Below are 16,955 nucleotides of genomic sequence, written 5' to 3'. Positions count from 1 at the left end.
GGCTGTTTTTGATTCAATTCCTGCCCCAAGATAGGATATTTAGGCCGAACTGTAAAGAAGCCGTATGGGCGTTGGCCAGGTTGCGGTAGGCCAGCAAATTGTCGGCCAGCACGTATAGTTCCAGGGGGCCCGCCTGCAGGTTGAACCCCAGCCCGATATTGGTCAGGGAAAATTTGTCTGCAGTGTAGGAGGCCTTTATGGCCAGGGCATTGCCAAAGCGTTTCTGGTAAAAAGCGGTAAGGGCCGCTTGCGGCCCCCTGGGGCGGTTCACCATAAAAAGCTGGGCCCCGAAGGCGCTGCTGTAGGGTTGCTCCTTCAGGGGGCGGGAGGTGCGGTAATCGCAGTCGCACGGACCCTTTGGCGGTGGGGTACCGCCAAGGTTGTACCGGAGGGAAGCATAGAGTTTTGTGGGACGCAAGGCAACATAGGTTTTGGCATCCTCTTCAAAGGGGACCAGCGCCTCGATCTCGTCGACCAGGTCCTGCCAGAAATCCGCATCGGGGTCGGCGAGGGAATCGGGCAGGATGATCTCCACCCCTTCGGAGGTGGCCGTGCCCTCCAGGGTAAAATTCCTCACATCCGAGGCGTGCACCATAAAGCCCAGGTCGAGCAGGCTCCCGGTCAGCACCAGCCGGGGCTTGAGGGTATAGGTAAAACCCAGGTCGGCCCCAAAGCCGAGGTCGCCCCCGAAAAAACCCCTGCGCACCAGAAAGTCCTGAAGTACGGCCCCCTGGTCGGCCCCATCGGCGCTTAATTCCCTCCTCAAGCCTTCCAGGCCCGAGGACTGCAAGCCCATCTGGGAAGACAGCGTATTGGCCAGGAGGTTATTTTCCCCCTGTGTGGTTACAAAATACCCGCGGTTCCGGGTCGATTGAAACTGGAAGATTCCGGAAAAGATCTTGGCCCGTACCCCCAGGATCAGCCGCTCGCTTACCTTCCGGTTAATCCCGAAATGAAACACATTGAGCATTTCACCCCTGGTTTTCAGGTGGCCCAGGTTGAACCGCCGGCCAAGCTGGTCCGCATTCCCTTCCCAGGCCAGGATGGCGAGGTCCCGGGGCCAATAGTTGATGGCATCGACTTCGGTGTACACCCCAAAAGAATAAAAATCATCCGGTCGGCGTTTGCCCCGAAAGCCGCCGCTGAGCAACTCCATTTGCAGGGTCGCTGAAACCTCATCCCCGGGCTGCAGCCCGTTTATGGCTCGCTCGCGGATCTTGTCGTTGATGTCAAGGCCGTCATCGGCAAAGAGGTCCTGCACGGTTATCCCACTGCTTCCGGCCCTGAGCGAAACCCCTGATAACAAGGGTACCCCTGCGTACCATTGCGATTCATGGGCCGCTCCCGGGTTAAGCAGCAGGGATTGGGGGATTTCCGTAAAATCATACAGGAGCGGGCGGTGCTGCCCCATTAAAGGAGTCAGGCCCGCAAAGAAGGCCAGGAAACAGCGCAGCCAGAGTTTCATGTCAGGGAAATCCGGAATTTGGCCGTCGATCGCAGCACAAATCGGGGTTCAGGCTCCCCGGAGACACTGGTCTGGTCGCCCAGGTTGGTACCGCTGACCCTCAGGGCCGTGGTGTTGGTGAGGATTTCGAGGGGCTTCCCAGCGGGTCCGTATACCACCTCCCGGTTCAGGATGGCCGTGGGGGCCGGATCCATCAGGAAGGTTTCGGTATCCAGGACCTGCCCGGAGGCATCGAGGAATTCCAGGGTAATCTGCAGGGGCTTGCTGGTGGTATTCTCCAGCTGGTAGATCAGGGACCCTTCCAGGATCCCTTCGGCAACAAATTGTTCCGAGAAGGCTTCAAAATCAAATGTGGTGCTGACAAAGGAGGGGGAGGTTTGCCGGTTTATTTCCGATTCCGGCGTTTCCAGGTACAGCAGGGCCGCTTCCAGCAATGGGGTTACAGCCACCTCATCGTACTGCTCGAAATTCTGTTGTTCCACACAGGAAGAGAGGCAGCACAAGAGGAATACCCCGGTTAATAATCCCAGCTTCTTCATAGCGGTCAGGTCTGGACCCTGCCTGTGAGACTTCCGGCAGACCAGGTCTTTCCCTTAATAACTCTAAAGAAAGGTTTTTATTTCCCGTAAATCATAAATAATGGGGCAAAACGCATGGCCGGCCTCACCATGGACATTGTAATGCAAAGCCTGCAGACCAACCGCCCGGGCCCCGAGGATATCTGCTTCGGTACTATCGCCAATCATCACGCCTTGCTGAGGATCGATGCCGGCCGCCTCCAGGGCCACCCTGAAAATTCGCGGATCCGGTTTTTTTGCCCCGGCGCGGTCGGCGTTGACCACCTCCCTGAAATAATGCTCTATTTTACTGTTCTTCAACTTTCTGGATTGCACCTCCTCAAAGCCGTTTGTGATGATGTGCAGGCGGTAGCGACCACTCAGGTATTCGAGGACTTCCAGGCAATACGGAACCAGGTGGGTATGCGTGGTAAGCCCTTCCAGATATCCCCTGGAGAGCTGGCCGATTTGGGAATCGGAAACCGGGTAACCCAACCGGTCAAAGGCGGTCTTCAGGCGCTCGTACCGCAGGGTTTCCTGGCTGATTCTCCCTTCCCTGTACTGTTTCCAAAACCAAAGGTTCAGGGGCACGTAATGCCTTAGGAACTCTTCCAGCCCAACGCCTATGCCGTGTTGTCGGAACAGGCCGTCATAGGTGAGGGCAGAATTGCGTTCAAAATCCCAGAGGGTGTGGTCCAGGTCAAAGAACACATCGCTGATCGGCTGCTTAAGCATGGTAGCGCTTTAAGACCTCCTCATACAACCCGAGCCAGTCGGTTTGCTGTTCCCCCCCAAGGAGTTCGTTCGAAAATACGGGGATCAACTGCCCGCCCACGCTTTTGACCTGGGCGTGGATGCGGTCCAGATCCTCCCAGAGGACCCTGGGGGAGGAATAGGCCAGCAGGGCATAATCGTGGAAGGCAAAAGGATGCACCTTTATAGGTTGTTGTGCCTCCAGGGCAATATCGTAAAAAAAGAAAGGGGTACAGGTACTGGCCCGGAAGCCGATCTCGTGGGTATAGCCCATGGTAAAGTCTTCCGTGAACTCAGCTTCGATAAGGTTGCGGTAGGTATAGGGCACCTCCACCCGGTTATAGCGCAGGCGGGAGGCGTGAATCGGCCTGTGGAGGACCTCGGAAAGCCTCCTCTTTTCTTCCTTCAGGGTCTCCACATCCTGGAACGCCGTATAGGAAACGGCAAGGGAGACCGTGCAATAATCGGCTACGGACTTAATCAGGTACCGGAACGCGTTATTGTAGGGAGAGACATTCTTGTCATAGGTGGAATACTCGGCGAACTGGAAAAAAAACTGGGTCCGTGCCCCATACTTCTGGTCAAGGCCGATAAGTCGGTTATAGTTGTCATAGGGGTCCAGGGAAGGCTTTACCCAAACCCGCAACCGCTCCCATACCCTTTTGAGGCGAAACCGGGAGAGGTCGAAGAGCAAACCTGCCATCCCCCGGAAGAACCCCCGGTGGGCATAGCAATGGGAGGTGGTGACATCCACAACCGGGCGGAAGCGGTAGGCTTCCCCCCTGCCCCGGAGTTCCGGAAACCGTTCCCGGAGTTTTTCCAGGAGCTTTTGGGCCCAGAGGTCCACCAGGGGCAACCGCAGGAAACCATGGGCAAAGGCCAGGCTCTCCCTGGGCGGGAAACGCCCGTGCAAATCCTTCACATGGGGCAGGTACTCCTCATACCGGCTTATAAGGTAAAATGATGCCGCAAAAATATCATAGGGCAGGTTGCTCCGCTCCCCGGTGCGGAAAAAGCACGGAAGGCCCTCCCAGTCGCCTACCTGAATATCGACCTCCCCTATGCCCTGTTGGAAGAGCAGCTCGTGGCTGCGCACAAAAAATTCGTTTTGCAGGGGTTGCCGCGTGTAGGTGATCTTGGGGCCCTTATGTTTGATGAAATCCTCCACCTTGCTGCTGAAGCCCACCTCAATGCCCAGGATACGGGTAAAGAGTTGCCGGGCGATATACGTAAACCTCGGGCTGACTTTATGGGTATAGATCAGGAGCACAGGGCGCTGGGGTTATAACAACTGTTCATCCGCAAAACTAAGATATTCCCCGCCATGTACAATCAAATGGTCCAAAAGCCGGATGTCCATCATGGCAGCAGCCTTCTTTGCCTTCCGGGTAATCTGCAGGTCGGCATTGCTGGGGCGCAGGTTGCCGGAGGGGTGGTTATGGGCCAGGATCAGGCCCACAGCGCCCAGTTCAAGGGCCTTTTTAAGGATGATCCGGACATCGACCAGGGTACCCGTGAGCCCCCCTTTGCTCACCTGGAAGCACAACCGGGTGCGGTTGGCGTTGTTCAGGTACAGCACCCAGAATTCCTCGTGCATCAGGTCGGCAAAAAGGGGCCTGACCTGTTCGAAGGCATCGCGGCTCTGGCGGATCGGGCTGCCCATTGGGGGTGAAGAAACGGCATACCGCCTGGCCACCTCCATGGCAGCCGCCACCCGCACGGCCTTCCCGGGGCCCACCCCGTCGAACGCCATGAGCCGGTCCGCCCCCATCCGGCCAAGCCCTTTCCAGCCCCCGGCGGCCTCCCCCAAAATCCGTCGTGCGAGGTCGAGGGCATTTTCACCCAGGGAGCCCGATCCCAGTAACAACGCCAGCAACTCAGCGTCCGAAAGGCTCCCCGACCCTTTGGAAAGCAACCGTTCCCGGGGCCGGTCAGCTTCCCCCCAGCGCTTTATCGGAAGGCTGTTGGATTTCCTTTTCATAGGGATACTAAGTACCCAAAAAGGATGCAATCTCCCAGCGGGAGCTCTTGAAAAGTTGTATTTTAGGGAGAAATTCCACTTTATGAAATCCTTGTTTGAATCCGATACCTGCAGTGAAATCCTGAGCAGGCTCGACAAGCTGGAAGACGGGATACCCCCCCAGTGGGGGCGTATGACCGTTGGGCAAATGGCCTGGCACTGCCAGATTCCACTGAAGGTGGGCATTGAGAACAAACCTCCCAAAAAGAAACCAAACCCCCTTATTATCTGGCTGTTTAAGAAAGGCCTGTACAATGACCGCCCCTATCGCAAGAACCTGCCCACCTCCCCCTTTGCCAAAGCCAGCGAACCCAGGGACCTCAAAGAGGAATTGCCAAAACTCAGGGAAATGGTGGAAGCTTTCCATCGCCTGGAAGGGCGTCCTGAGTGGAACCCCCACCCGATTTTCGGGGTAATGACCCGGGAACAGTGGGGAAAAATGCAATATAAGCACCTCGACCACCATCTAAAACAGTTTGGGGTGTAGGAAAAAGCGGGGCTCCAGCAGAGGTTCAGGAGAACCTCGAGGTCAGGCGCTCCAGGTTGAGCCCCCCGTAATTGCCGCTGCTCATCAGCAAGACCACGGTTTGCTCCAGGGGAATCGAAGACAGGTAATCCTGAAGGGCGTTGGTGTGGGTGAAGACCTCAAGGTCTGGCCGCCCGAAAGCTTCCCTGATGTCTTCGGGGCTTATGGGATCCAGGCCCTTGATGGCAAGGGATTCAGGCACATAAAAGGCCAGGGCGGCATCCGCTGCATCAAGGCAATTGCTGTAGTGCTTCAAAAACCCTGCGTTCAGGCTGCTGTAGGTATGTAACTCCAGGCAGGCCAGCACCCGGTGCCCGGGAAATTGCTCCTTAACCGCGTCCGTGGTGGCCCTGACCTTACTCGGGGAATGCGCAAAATCTTTGAAGACGTAGCCCTGCGGTCCTTTTGCCAGCAGTTGCAGGCGCTTGTCAGCCCCGGAAAACGTAGCCATGGCCTCATAGAACTCCGCTTCATCTACCCCCATTTGCTGGCAGATCCATTTGGCGCCCGCCAGGTTGCTCAGGTTGTGCCGGCCGAATACCTGCAAAGGGAGGTCCCCCTCAGGGGTTTCGAGCAAGGTTTGACCGCCTTCGACCCTGTAGGCCGGAACCGTGTAGGGAAATTTCCGCACCGGGGCCTCCAGGGTTTCCACGATTTCGCGGAGCCCTTCATCGTCGGCATTGTAGGTAATGCTGCCCCCCGGAACAAGGGTATGGAGGAATTTAAGGAACTGTTCGCGGTACGATTCGAAGGTTGGGAATACATTGATATGGTCCCAGGCAATCCCGCTGAGCAGGGCAATGTTTGGCTGGTAGTGGTGGAATTTGGGGGTCGGGTCCAGGGGGGAAGACAGGTACTCATCCCCTTCCAGGACGATGAACTCGTTGTCCTCCGTCAGGCGAACCATGCGGTCGAAACCCTCCAACTGGGCGCCCACCATAAAATCGACGGGGCGGTTCCAATACGCCATCACGTGGAGGATCATGGAGGTAATGGTCGTTTTGCCATGGCTACCCCCGATAACCACACGGGTCTTCCCCCTGGATTGCTCGTACAGGAATTCGGGGTAGGAATAGACCCGGATGCCGAGCTCCCCTGCCCGCTGCAGTTCCGGGTTGTCGGCCTTGGCATGCATGCCCAAAACCACCGCATCGAGGCCGGGATGGATTTTTTCGGGGAACCATCCCTCGGCTTCGGGAAGCAGGCCGGCCTCCTTCAGGCGGCTCCTGGAGGGCTCAAAGATGACGTCGTCGCTGCCGCTTATGGCATATCCTTTGTCGTGGAGGGCCAGGGCCAGGTTGTGCATGGCGCTTCCCCCGATGGCAATAAAATGTAGCTGCATCTGTGATCGGTATCCGTGCAAAGATACGGATAGTCTGCGGTCCAAACCAGGGCAGGGAAGCTGGGTAATTGGCGGGAATGGCGTATTTTTAACCGGTAACACAAGCGCCAAAACCGATGGATTTTACCCTGGAACAGATTCCCCCCAAAGAAATACTCCCCGGATTACATGGAAAGATGGTACACGGCTCGAAAATGAGCCTGGTTTTCTGGGAGGTGGAATGCGGGGCGGAAGTCCCTCCCCACCACCATGAACACGAACAGATCATGCACGTGATGGAAGGGCAGTTTGAATTTACCCTGGAGGGGGTTTCCCGCGTCTATGGCCCGGGGGACCTTGTGTTGATCCCCTCCATGGCCACCCATAGCGGGAAGGCATTGACTCCGTGTCGCCTGATGGATGTCTTCAGTCCCGTAAGGGAAGCGTACCGGTAACCCACAAAAACAGCGAGCGATGCAGATTTCACTGGAAGGAAAACACGCCCTGGTCGGGGGGAGCAGCAAGGGGATTGGAAAAGCCGTGGCACGGCAACTGGCCGAGAGCGGTGCGCGGGTGACGTTGGTAGCCCGGGATGAAAAACGGCTGGAAGCCCTGGCCCGGGAATGGGAAGCCTCCACGGGGAAAGCGCATAACTGGCTGGCCCTCGATTACACCGACCTGCAGAGGTACCAGGAACAAATAGGGGCCTACCTAAGGAAAAACCCGGTGGACATCCTGGTGAACAATACCCAGGGCCCGCCTGCCGGCACGACCCTCGAAAAATCGGTGGACGACTACCAGCAGGCCTTTGACCTCCTGTTTAAATCTGCCGTGTACACCACGTTGCAGGCCCTTCCACATATGCAACAGCAGGGCTGGGGGCGCATTATCAACATCGCCTCGGTTTCCGTCAGGGAGCCCCTTGGGTACCTGGCCCTTTCCAATAGTATCCGGGCTGCCGTGGTCAGTTGGGCGAAAACCCTGGCGGGGGATGTGGGCCCAATGGGGATAACCGTAAACTCTGTGCTCACCGGGTATTTCGATACGGAGCGCCTGCAGCAGCTCAACGATAAAAAGGCGGAAACCCTGGGGGTTTCCCCTGCCGAAGTAACAAAAACCCTTATACAACAGGTCCCCGTGCGCCGGTTGGGCCGTCCGGAGGAATACGGCTATCTGGCAGCCTTCCTGGCCTCGGACCAGGCTGCCTACCTGACGGGGGCGGCCATCCCCCTCGATGGGGGGCTATTGCGGTCGTATTAAAGGTTTGGGACAGGCTTAGAGGCTCATCCGGTTGCGAAATTCAGTGGATTGCCTGCGGGAAACCTCCACCTCAGCCATATTGGGCAGGCGGAGTTTAAGTTTGCCATTAAACCAGGGAATGACTTCCCGGACATAGCCAATATTGACAATTTGTTGCCGGTTCGCCCTGAAAAAAGAGGTTTCCGGGAGCTTTTCCTCGATTTGATTCAGGGATTTATACAGCAGGGGTTGTTCCGTTTCAAAAAAGACGCGGGTATAATTCCCGACGGTCTCAAAAAGGTAAATGTCCCCGATGCTGACGAGCCAGCAACGTTCCCCGTCCCGGATGAAGATCTGACTGTCCCCGTTAAGCCGGGTATCGCGCGAAACCTGACTTCGATCGGCCCTTCGGGCTTCCACCTTCCCGAGGGCGTGCGCCAGTCTGGAAGGGCTTATGGGCTTCAGCAAATAATCCAGGGTATTGTACTCGAATGCCTTAATGGCAAATTCGTCATAGGCAGTGGTAAAGATGGTCGTGGGCACCTCATCGAGCATTTCCAGCAAATCAAAACCGGTTTTTTCCGGCATGTGGATGTCGAGAAACAATAGTTCCGGTTTAAGGGCCTTGATGGCTGCAAAGGCCTGATCGACCGTTTCGGCTTCCCCGACCACCTCGATTTCCGGGTGTGCCCGCAGCAATTCCCGCATCTCTTTTCTGGCCAACCGGGAATCTTCCACAATGAATGCAGCTATCTTCTTCATGTGAGGGGGATTTTGATTTCGGCCACCACTTCCGCTCCGTTTTGATATAACCTGAAAAATGCCCCGGGCCCGTACAAAAGCTTCAGGCGCTGCCTGATGTTGTTAAGGCCCACCTGTGTGCTATCTCCACCCACCTTGAAAGTCCCCGTATTGGCAACTTCAATCAGCAATTCCCCGTTTAGCAATTCGGTTTTCAGCCGGATCTCCCCGCCTCCGATGCGATTGGAAATTCCGTGTTTTACGGCATTCTCCACCAGTAACTGCACCACCATTGGCGGGATGCGCACCTCCAGGGTGCGGGGGTCGATTTCCCTGGTAAACCGCAACCGGTCTTCCAGCTGAATCCTCGAAAGGTCCACGTAATGTTCCACCATCTCGATTTCGTCGCAGAGCGCTATGGCATTGGTGTCATTCTGGGTAAGGGAATACCGCAACATTTCAGAGAGTTTGGTCAGCATCTCGCGCGAACGCTCCACATCCTCGAGCATTAACCCGCGGATGTTGTTCAGGCTGTTGAACATAAAATGCGGGTTGATCTGCCCCTTAAGGGTATTGAGCTGGGCCTGCTTCAGGGAGGCATTGAGTTCGAGGCGTTCCAGGCGGTCGCGGTTGAGCTTCAAAAGCAACTTAATGGACAGGTAAAGTAAAACCCAGCCCGTAATAAGGAAGTAGGAGTTGATGATAATCAGCCAGAAGCTGTTGTAGTTCTCCAGAAAGGCCTTTACCACCTGGTTGTCCACGGGCACCCACTTGGCGTAAAAAAAGCCCGCGACAAAATTCAGAAAGCCATACAGGAATGACCCGAAGGTGATGGCGCCCGCAATCCATAGGGCTTCCTTCCACCGAAAGCGATCAAAGGTAATCCGCTTCCGCAGGTAAACCCTCAGAAGGGTGGTGGTCAGGATCCCCATTGTGATGCCGGAGACTATGGAAAAAAGGAAGAAATGGTGCCCGGTGTCTTTCAGGGCCAGGAAGGGGACCAAATTGATAAAGCCCCACCCCCCAAACTGGAGGAGCCAGAAGGCCCGGTTCCTTCTTCTTTCAGATTGGAGCATCTTTCCATGTATTATTTTCAAACATACCTTTTTTCAGTCAGAGGAGTGCAATTTCCCATGGTACCTGATAGCGCACTATTTCAGGCTCAGAAACCTTCCAGGTCGGGAAAGCCGCATGTCGGCACTCCGCCGGGAAAAATGTTTTTTCATCCTGATTGGGGGTTACAGGGAAAAGATGTTATTTGATTCCCGGGCGGGAGGGTGGGCCCTTAGGAATTAAAGAACCAATACAGCATCCTCCCAAAGAAAAACCCGAGGGTCCCAAAAACCACCACGACCCCGAGGGTAACCAAAACTGCCTTCCACCGTATTTCCCCGGGTGATTTGTCGTTGTTTAATTTACAAATTCCACTTTCTGTTTTCATGACATCGTTGATTTAGAGTTATCGGAATACGCTGCCTTTAAAGGAATATCCCCACAATAAGGCTAATCACTAATTTTACAAGGGCTACCATAGGTGTTTTTTGTTGATTGATTTGAATTTCTTATCAAAAATAGGATCGGGGGGAAGGGCCTGAAAGGAAAATATGATGAACGGTCGCAGGGGGGCACTGAATGGTATGGCCACGCTGGTTTCCGCCAGGCAGGCTATAAAGGAAAGTAAAAAGTTACGGGGTTGGTTGGGGGGCTGCTCTGGGCATGGAGGCTCAGAACGCAGGCGGTATGCTTACTTTTCCGGGGGGAAACCGCCAAAAACCCTGGCGGCGATCTGCGCAAATCGTTCCTCCCGCTGCAGGGGGGTCGCCATTTCATCAAAGCGGTCCTGACTGAAAGCCTGCCATAGGGTACGCCCCCGGCGGGGGTCGATCAGTTCAAAACGGATTTCCCTCTGCAGCTGCCCCGCCGACAGGGGGACCCCCACCGACACGCCGCCCCCCACATTCCTCCCGGTGCCCCCAAGGCCGAAACCGACGGAACTCTGGTTCGGATCCTGGTAGATATTGCTTTGGATGTCAAGCAGCAACCCGGCATCCTCCGAGAGGGTGAAGCCCTTGCTCCGCAATTCCCGGTCCACGGCCTCCAGGAGCCTTCGCTCGTCCAGTTCGCTCAGTCCCGATTGCAACCCTTCCACCAGGGCATAGGTGCTATAGTTGGCAAAAACGGTACCGGGCTCGTAATCGTATTGCACGCGCACCGGGGCACAGGCAGCCAGAAAGGCCAAAATAATCACCGCACAGAACCCTTTCATGGAACCCTTTTTCCTAAAATTAAGCAAACGGAAAGTGTTGCGGAAACGCAAGGGGAATTATTCGTTCAAAAGTTGCCAAAGGCTATCCTTCAGGGTAGTGAGGCCCAGGCCGGAAACCGATGAAAAAAAGACCGGCTTCGTTCCGGGCAGATCCCGCGACAGGCCCCGGCGCACCTCCTCAATGAGCTCCTGGTCGAGCATATCGCATTTGGAGACCGCCAGCAGGCGTTGCTTGTCCATCAATTCCGGGTTGAACTTTCGCAATTCCTCCAGTAGGATCCGGTATTCGCCGGCAATATCGGGGCTATCGGCCGGCACCAGGAAAAGCAGCACCGAATTGCGTTCGATATGCCGCAGAAAGTAATGGCCGAGCCCCTTCCCTTCGGAAGCGCCTTCAATAATCCCCGGGATATCGGCTACCACAAAACTTTTGAAATCCCGGTATTGGACGATCCCGAGGTTGGGTTTTAGCGTGGTGAAGGGGTAGTCGGCAATCTTGGGCTTTGCCGAGGTAATCACGGACAGGAGCGTGGATTTGCCTGCATTGGGAAATCCAACCAGCCCCACATCGGCCAGGACCTTCAGTTCAAGGATAAGGTTGATTTCTTCTCCCGGCAAACCGGGCTGTGCATAACGGGGGGTCTGGTTGGTCGCCGTCCTGAAGTGCCAGTTCCCACGGCCTCCAAGCCCGCCCCTTGCGGCAATTACCTCCTGCCCGTTCTCCGTGATCTCAAACAGGACCGCTCCGGATTCGGCGTCTTTGACTACCGTGCCCAGGGGTACCTCCAGCACCACGTCCTCCCCATCGGCACCGGTACTGCGTTGACGCCCCCCGTTTTCCCCGTGCCCTGCCTTGAAATGCTTCTGGAACTTGAACCCGAGCAGGGTCCACAGGTTCTCATTGCCCCGGATAATAACGTGGCCACCCCTACCGCCATCGCCGCCATCCGGCCCCCCCTTGGGCACGAATTTCTCGCGCCTGAGGTGGGCGGAGCCCGCCCCTCCTTTGCCAGAGGAAAGGTGCACCTTCACATAATCGACAAAGTTGCCTTCAGTCATTGGTTAAGGTTTTTGGCCCTCAGGCCAGGCCGCGAACCCGTTCAGAGCTCGTCGATAATACGGGAAAGCCGGTCGGTGATCTGCTTAATGTCGCCCACCCCGTTGATGCTGTGGAATTTTCCCTGGGCCTGGTAAAAGGAAATCAGGGGGGCTGTTTTGCGGTTGTATTCCTCAAAGCGATACCGGATTTTTTCGGCATCCTGGTCATCGGTCCGCCCGCTGACCTTGCCGCGCTCCAGGAGCCTGGCCGTGAGGACTTCCTCGTCCGCTTCCAGGGCAATGGTGGCATCGATGCGCATGTCCTTGCTTTCGAGCAGGTGGTCCAGGGCCTCGGCCTGGGCCGTGGTCCTGGGGAAGCCGTCAAAAATGAACCCTGAGGCCTCCGGGTTGCGTTCCACCTCGTCGCGGAGCATTTTAATGGTTACTTCATCGGGCACCAGTTCCCCCCGGTCCATAAAGTCCTGGGCGAGTTTCCCCAGTTCCGTCCCATTTTTGATGTTGTACCGGAAAACATCCCCGGTGGATATATGGATAAGGCCGTACTTTTCCTTTAAAAAAGCCGCCTGGGTCCCCTTTCCGGCCCCAGGTTTGCCGAATAAAACCAGGTTGATCATGGCTTGTGGGTTTACTTGGTATACATTGCGCAGGTTCCGCCCCTGTTCCCGGTAGTCCAGGCCATACCCCACGATAAATTTATCGGGGATTTCCATCCCAAAGTAGTCAATCGGGTACTCCCCGTTATAGACTTCCGATTTGTAGAAAAGGGCGGCAATCCTGAAATCCTTCACGTTCTTGTTGGAAAACATATGGACCAGTTCCTTCAGCGTCCGGCCCGTATCCACGATATCTTCCAGGATGATCACATGCCGGCCTTCGAGATCGTCGGGCAGGTCGAGCAGGGTCTCGACAATACCGGTGGAGGTGAGCCCGCGGTAAGAACTGAGCTTTACAAAGGTGACCTCGCATGGGTAGGGATAACGCTTCAGAAAGTCGGAAACAAACATAAAGGCCCCGTTCAGGACCCCGACAAAAATAGGGGTCTGTTCCCTATAGTCCCGGGCCACCTGGTCAGCCACCTTTTGTACGGCTTCCAGGATCTCCCCTTCGCTTAAAAAAGGCACAAAACGCTTCCCTAAAAGGCTGATAGATTTTTCCATACCTGCTTAGGGTGCGAAGATAGTGTTTTGATTTTTCTTTTTCAGGCAGGCCCTGTGCTTTCTGATATTTAGTGGTATTTTTGCCCAAACAGGACCTACGGGTCGCAAGGTTATGAGCTATTTTTCATCCGATTTTACACTGGGGATCCTGGGAGGGGGACAGCTTGGAAAAATGCTCCTCTATGAAACGAGGAAATGGGACATCCGGACCCGGGTAATGGATCCCTCGGCAGAGGCCCCGGCCCGCCTCGCCTGCAATACCTTCATACAGGGTGACCTTATGGACTACCAGGCCGTGATGGATTTCGGCAGGGATGCCGACCTGCTTACCATAGAAATTGAAAATGTGAATGCCAGGGCCCTCGAAGACCTGGAAGCAAGCGGCGTAAGGGTGTATCCGCAACCCGGGGTGCTGCAGGTCATCCAGAACAAGGCCCGCCAGAAGCTTTTTTACAGGGACGCGGGCATCCCGACCGCCCCTTTCAGCCGGTACGCCTACACGAGCGAAATTTCAGACAGCCTTCGCAACGGAGGGATCGCCTTTCCCTTTGTGTGGAAAAGCGCGCAATTCGGCTATGATGGACAGGGGGTGAAAATCGTGCGCAACGCAGAGGACCTCCGGGGATTGCCCAATGTGGAATGCATTGCGGAAGAACTGGTGCCGTTCAAAAATGAACTGGCTGTTATCGTGGCGCGGAACTCCCTGGGCCAGACCCGGACCTACCCCGTGGTGGAAATGGAATTCCACCCCGAGGCCAACCAGGTGGAATACGTCCTTTGCCCGGCGCGAATCCCTGAAGGGGTTGCCCAAAAGGCCAGGGAAGTGGCCCTGCAGGTATCGGAAAGCCTGGGCCATGTGGGCCTGCTGGCGGTAGAGCTCTTCCGAACTCAGGAAGATGAAATCCTGGTCAACGAAATTGCCCCAAGGCCGCACAACAGCGGGCATTACAGTATTGAGGGCAGCTTTACCAACCAGTTTGAACAACACCTGAGGGCCATCCTCGGGCTGCCGCTGGGCCAGACCGATAGCAAGGTAACCGCCGTTATGGTAAACCTGGTCGGGGCCGAAGGGTACAGGGGCCCGGTACACTACCAGGGGCTGGAGGACATCCTCGCCATGCCCGGCGTGACCCCGCATATCTATGGAAAAAAAGAAACCCGGCCGTTCCGGAAAATGGGGCATGTGACCATTGTGGACCCCTCCATCGACCGGGCCAGGGAACGGGCGGCCGAGGTTAAACAACGCATTGAGGTGGTATCAAAAAAACAAGATCATGAGTAAAGTAGCCGTGGTTATGGGCAGTACCAGCGACCTTCCCGTTATGCAGGAAGCTATAGAGGTACTGCAAACTTTCGGGATCGAAACCTTCGTGGATATCGTATCGGCCCACAGGACCCCTGATAAACTGGCCGAATTCGGAAAAACCGCCCACCTGAGCGGCATATCCGTAATCATTGCCGGGGCAGGGGGCGCGGCCCACCTCCCCGGAATGCTGGCGGCCTATTCGCCCCTGCCGGTAATCGGGGTCCCGGTAAAAAGCAGCAACTCCATAGACGGGTGGGATTCCGTCCTGTCGATCCTCCAAATGCCCGCGGGGGTGCCCGTGGCCACCGTGGCCCTGAACGGGGCCAGGAATGCAGGCATCCTCGCCGCCCAGATCCTCGCCAGCCATGACCCTGCACTCCTGAAAAAGATCGTGGCCTTTAAAACCGGCCTGCAGGAGAAAGTTTCTCAGGGAGCCCGCGAGACGCGGGAAAAATACCGGTCCTGAACCCGGAATCACCTACCTGTTCCGACAACAAAACGTAAAGGAGTCCATGGAAAACCCCTTGTTACAGCCTTTTGACAGCGCCCCCTTTTCCAAACTGGAAACTGCGCATTTCAAACCGGCCTTCGTCGAGGCCCTGGCACAGGCCAGGGCGGAGATCGATGCCATTGCCGAAAACCCGGAACCCCCTTCCTTTGAGAATACGGTAGCCGCCCTGGACTACGCCGGGTATACCCTTGAGCGGATCACCAGTATCTTCTTCAACCTGAATTCTGCAGAAACCAACAGGGAAATCCAGGGCCTCGCCCAGGAGATCTCCCCCATGCTGGCGGCCTTTGCCAATGACATCACCCTGAACGAATCGCTTTTCAAAAGGATCCGGGAGGTCTATGAACATGTCGACCGAAAGGCCCTTAACGCAGAGGAGGCCATGTTGCTGGAACGAAAGTTCAGGCACTTCAGCCGCAACGGGGCCATGCTTTCCGAAAAGGATAAACAACGCCTTCGGGAAATCGATGCGGAACTCGCCGGGCTCAAACTCACCTTTGGGGAACATGTGCTGGAAGAAACCCAGAAATTTGAACTCCACCTCACAGATCCCGGGGACCTGGAAGGCCTTCCCGGGGCCCAGCGGGAAGCGGCCAGGGATCTGGCACAAAGCCGCGGGAAAGAGGGTTGGGTTTTCACCCTGGACTACCCGAGTTACCTGCCCTTCATGAAATACGCAGAAAACCGGGAACTACGCAAAAAAATGGCCCTGGCTTTCGGCAGCAAAGGGTTTCATGGCGATGCCCTCGACAACCGGGAAATCCTGCTGCGCATCGCCCGGTTGCGGTTCGAACGGGCCCGGTTGCTCGGTTACGAAAACCACGCCCATTTCGTCCTGGAGGAGCGGATGGCAAAATCCCCGGCCCAGGTCACGGCCTTCCTGAAGGAACTCCTCGACAAGGCGCTTCCCGCAGCACACCGGGAACTGGATGAATTGCAGGCCTATGCGCTGGGACGGGACGGGCTGGGCCAACTGGAAAAGTGGGATAGCGCCTTCTATTCCGAAAAACTAAAGCAGGACAAATTCGACCTGGATGAAGAGCAGCTAAAACCCTATTTCGAGCTCGACCGGGTGCTGCAGGGGATGTTTCAGGTCGCCGGGAACCTTTTCGGCCTGCGATTTGAAGCGGATCCGACCATAGAAACCTATCACGGGGAAGTACAGGTTTTCAGGGTGTTTGATGGGCAGGGGACCTTCACGGCCCTGTTCTACGCCGATTTCCACCCAAGGCCCGGAAAACGGGCAGGGGCGTGGATGACGTCCTACAAGCCACAGTTCCGCAAAGGGGGGGAAAGCGAACGGCCACATGTTTCCATCGTGTGCAACTTTACAAGGCCGACCCAGACCCTGCCCTCCCTGCTGACCTTCGACGAAGTGACCACCCTTTTCCACGAGTTTGGCCATGCCCTGCATGGCATGCTGGCCGATACCACCTTCCCAGGGCTTTCAGGCACTTCCGTTTACTGGGATTTTGTTGAACTGCCCAGCCAAATCATGGAAAACTGGTGTTATGAACCGGAAGCCCTCCGCCTATTTGCGCGCCATTACCAAACCGGGGAAGTCATCCCCGGGGAACTGGTGGAGAAAATCAGGGCGACTTCCAACTTCCAGGAAGGGATGGCCACGGTGCGCCAGGTCAGTTTTGCCCTGCTCGATATGGCCTGGCACGGGGGTGACCCCACAGGGGTTTCCGACGTTAAGGCCCATGAAGAAAGCGCAATGGCAGGGTGCAGGCTTTATCCGGAACCTGCGGAAACCTGCATGAGCCCTTCGTTTTCACACATCTTCCAGGGCGGGTATTCCGCAGGGTATTACAGCTATAAGTGGGCGGAGGTACTCGATGCCGATGCCTTTGCCTTTTTCAGGGAACGGGGTATTTTCAACCGGGAGGTGGCGGACCGGTTCCAAAAGCATATCCTCTCCAGGGGGGGCACGGAAGACCCCATGGAACTCTATATCCGCTTCCGGGGTCGGGAACCGGAACTGGACGCCCTGCTCGAGCGGGCAGGCCTGCTGGGCAGCCCGGCCTGAAG

General features: G+C 56.2%; 18 protein-coding genes. 6 read left to right on the top strand and 12 right to left on the bottom strand.

The features are described 5' to 3' along the window. Window positions 1-13: 13 nt before the first annotated feature. From NG653_RS10145 to radC, 5 genes are all read right to left on the bottom strand, one after another. On the bottom strand, window positions 14-1,465 hold the full coding sequence (locus tag NG653_RS10145) for a DUF5723 family protein (protein ID WP_252741592.1): 1,452 nt from the start codon (window positions 1,463-1,465) through the stop codon (window positions 14-16). After that, window positions 1,462-2,004, bottom strand: a complete 543-nt coding sequence (locus NG653_RS10140; protein ID WP_252741591.1) for a hypothetical protein — start codon at window positions 2,002-2,004, stop codon at window positions 1,462-1,464. The genes NG653_RS10145 and NG653_RS10140 overlap by 4 nt, the downstream gene beginning before the upstream one ends. Before the next feature lie 63 nt (window positions 2,005-2,067). Continuing rightward, window positions 2,068-2,757 carry a YjjG family noncanonical pyrimidine nucleotidase gene (locus NG653_RS10135; RefSeq protein ID WP_252741590.1) on the bottom strand — a complete coding sequence of 230 codons (690 nt, stop codon included), beginning with the start codon at window positions 2,755-2,757 and terminating at the stop codon, window positions 2,068-2,070. After that, window positions 2,750-4,045, bottom strand: a complete 1,296-nt coding sequence (locus NG653_RS10130) for a polysaccharide deacetylase family protein (protein ID WP_252741589.1) — start codon at window positions 4,043-4,045, stop codon at window positions 2,750-2,752. The genes NG653_RS10135 and NG653_RS10130 overlap by 8 nt, the downstream gene beginning before the upstream one ends. A 12-nt stretch (window positions 4,046-4,057) precedes the next feature. Further along, window positions 4,058-4,756, bottom strand: coding sequence for a RadC family protein (radC, locus tag NG653_RS10125; protein ID WP_252741588.1), 699 nt, complete (start codon window positions 4,754-4,756; stop codon window positions 4,058-4,060). A gap of 82 nt (window positions 4,757-4,838) precedes the next feature. Between radC and NG653_RS10120 the strand changes: the two genes are divergently transcribed. Further along, window positions 4,839-5,282 (top strand): DUF1569 domain-containing protein, encoded by a 444-nt coding sequence (locus NG653_RS10120; protein WP_252741587.1) that lies wholly within the window; start codon window positions 4,839-4,841, stop codon window positions 5,280-5,282. Between the two features lie 25 nt (window positions 5,283-5,307). Here NG653_RS10120 and NG653_RS10115 read toward each other — a convergent pair whose 3' ends face one another. After that, window positions 5,308-6,663 (bottom strand): UDP-N-acetylmuramate--L-alanine ligase, encoded by a 1,356-nt coding sequence (locus NG653_RS10115; protein WP_252741586.1) that lies wholly within the window; start codon window positions 6,661-6,663, stop codon window positions 5,308-5,310. A 116-nt stretch (window positions 6,664-6,779) separates the two neighbouring features. Between NG653_RS10115 and NG653_RS10110 the strand changes: the two genes are divergently transcribed. Together NG653_RS10110 and NG653_RS10105 are read left to right on the top strand one after the other, a co-directional pair. Beyond that, on the top strand, window positions 6,780-7,097 hold the full coding sequence (locus NG653_RS10110) for a cupin domain-containing protein (RefSeq protein WP_252741585.1): 318 nt from the start codon (window positions 6,780-6,782) through the stop codon (window positions 7,095-7,097). Between the two features lie 19 nt (window positions 7,098-7,116). Further along, a complete protein-coding gene (locus NG653_RS10105) occupies window positions 7,117-7,902 on the top strand; it encodes an SDR family oxidoreductase (protein WP_252741584.1) in 786 nt (261 codons plus the stop codon). Window positions 7,903-7,917: 15 nt separating this feature from the next. On the opposite strand, the gene NG653_RS10100 is transcribed toward NG653_RS10105, so the two are convergent. From NG653_RS10100 to NG653_RS10075, 6 genes are all read right to left on the bottom strand, one after another. Then, window positions 7,918-8,643 (bottom strand): LytR/AlgR family response regulator transcription factor, encoded by a 726-nt coding sequence (locus NG653_RS10100; RefSeq protein WP_252741583.1) that lies wholly within the window; start codon window positions 8,641-8,643, stop codon window positions 7,918-7,920. Further along, a complete protein-coding gene (locus tag NG653_RS10095; protein ID WP_252741582.1) occupies window positions 8,640-9,698 on the bottom strand; it encodes a sensor histidine kinase in 1,059 nt (352 codons plus the stop codon). The genes NG653_RS10100 and NG653_RS10095 overlap by 4 nt, the downstream gene beginning before the upstream one ends. A 209-nt stretch (window positions 9,699-9,907) precedes the next feature. Then, window positions 9,908-10,063 carry a hypothetical protein gene (locus tag NG653_RS10090; RefSeq protein ID WP_252741581.1) on the bottom strand — a complete coding sequence of 52 codons (156 nt, stop codon included), beginning with the start codon at window positions 10,061-10,063 and terminating at the stop codon, window positions 9,908-9,910. A gap of 303 nt (window positions 10,064-10,366) precedes the next feature. Beyond that, window positions 10,367-10,888, bottom strand: coding sequence for a DUF4136 domain-containing protein (locus NG653_RS10085; protein ID WP_252741580.1), 522 nt, complete (start codon window positions 10,886-10,888; stop codon window positions 10,367-10,369). Between the two features lie 57 nt (window positions 10,889-10,945). Further along, window positions 10,946-11,947 carry a GTPase ObgE gene (gene obgE / locus NG653_RS10080; protein WP_252741579.1) on the bottom strand — a complete coding sequence of 334 codons (1,002 nt, stop codon included), beginning with the start codon at window positions 11,945-11,947 and terminating at the stop codon, window positions 10,946-10,948. Between the two features lie 41 nt (window positions 11,948-11,988). Beyond that, window positions 11,989-13,104 carry an adenylate kinase gene (locus NG653_RS10075; protein WP_252741578.1) on the bottom strand — a complete coding sequence of 372 codons (1,116 nt, stop codon included), beginning with the start codon at window positions 13,102-13,104 and terminating at the stop codon, window positions 11,989-11,991. Window positions 13,105-13,216: 112 nt separating this feature from the next. On the opposite strand from NG653_RS10075, the gene NG653_RS10070 reads away from it, so the two are divergent. From NG653_RS10070 to NG653_RS10060, 3 genes are read left to right on the top strand one after another with little or no spacing between them, the layout of a single operon-like run. Continuing rightward, window positions 13,217-14,386 carry a 5-(carboxyamino)imidazole ribonucleotide synthase gene (locus NG653_RS10070; protein ID WP_252741577.1) on the top strand — a complete coding sequence of 390 codons (1,170 nt, stop codon included), beginning with the start codon at window positions 13,217-13,219 and terminating at the stop codon, window positions 14,384-14,386. Continuing rightward, on the top strand, window positions 14,379-14,876 hold the full coding sequence (gene purE, locus NG653_RS10065; RefSeq protein ID WP_252741576.1) for a 5-(carboxyamino)imidazole ribonucleotide mutase: 498 nt from the start codon (window positions 14,379-14,381) through the stop codon (window positions 14,874-14,876). The genes NG653_RS10070 and purE overlap by 8 nt, the downstream gene beginning before the upstream one ends. Before the next feature lie 46 nt (window positions 14,877-14,922). Next, window positions 14,923-16,953 carry a M3 family metallopeptidase gene (locus NG653_RS10060; RefSeq protein WP_252741575.1) on the top strand — a complete coding sequence of 677 codons (2,031 nt, stop codon included), beginning with the start codon at window positions 14,923-14,925 and terminating at the stop codon, window positions 16,951-16,953. The last annotated feature ends 2 nt before the right edge of the window (window positions 16,954-16,955 follow it).

Source organism: Robiginitalea marina (genome assembly GCF_024006985.1).
Classification (GTDB): domain Bacteria; phylum Bacteroidota; class Bacteroidia; order Flavobacteriales; family Flavobacteriaceae; genus Robiginitalea; species Robiginitalea marina.
This window is presented reverse-complemented; position numbering and strand designations above follow the sequence as displayed.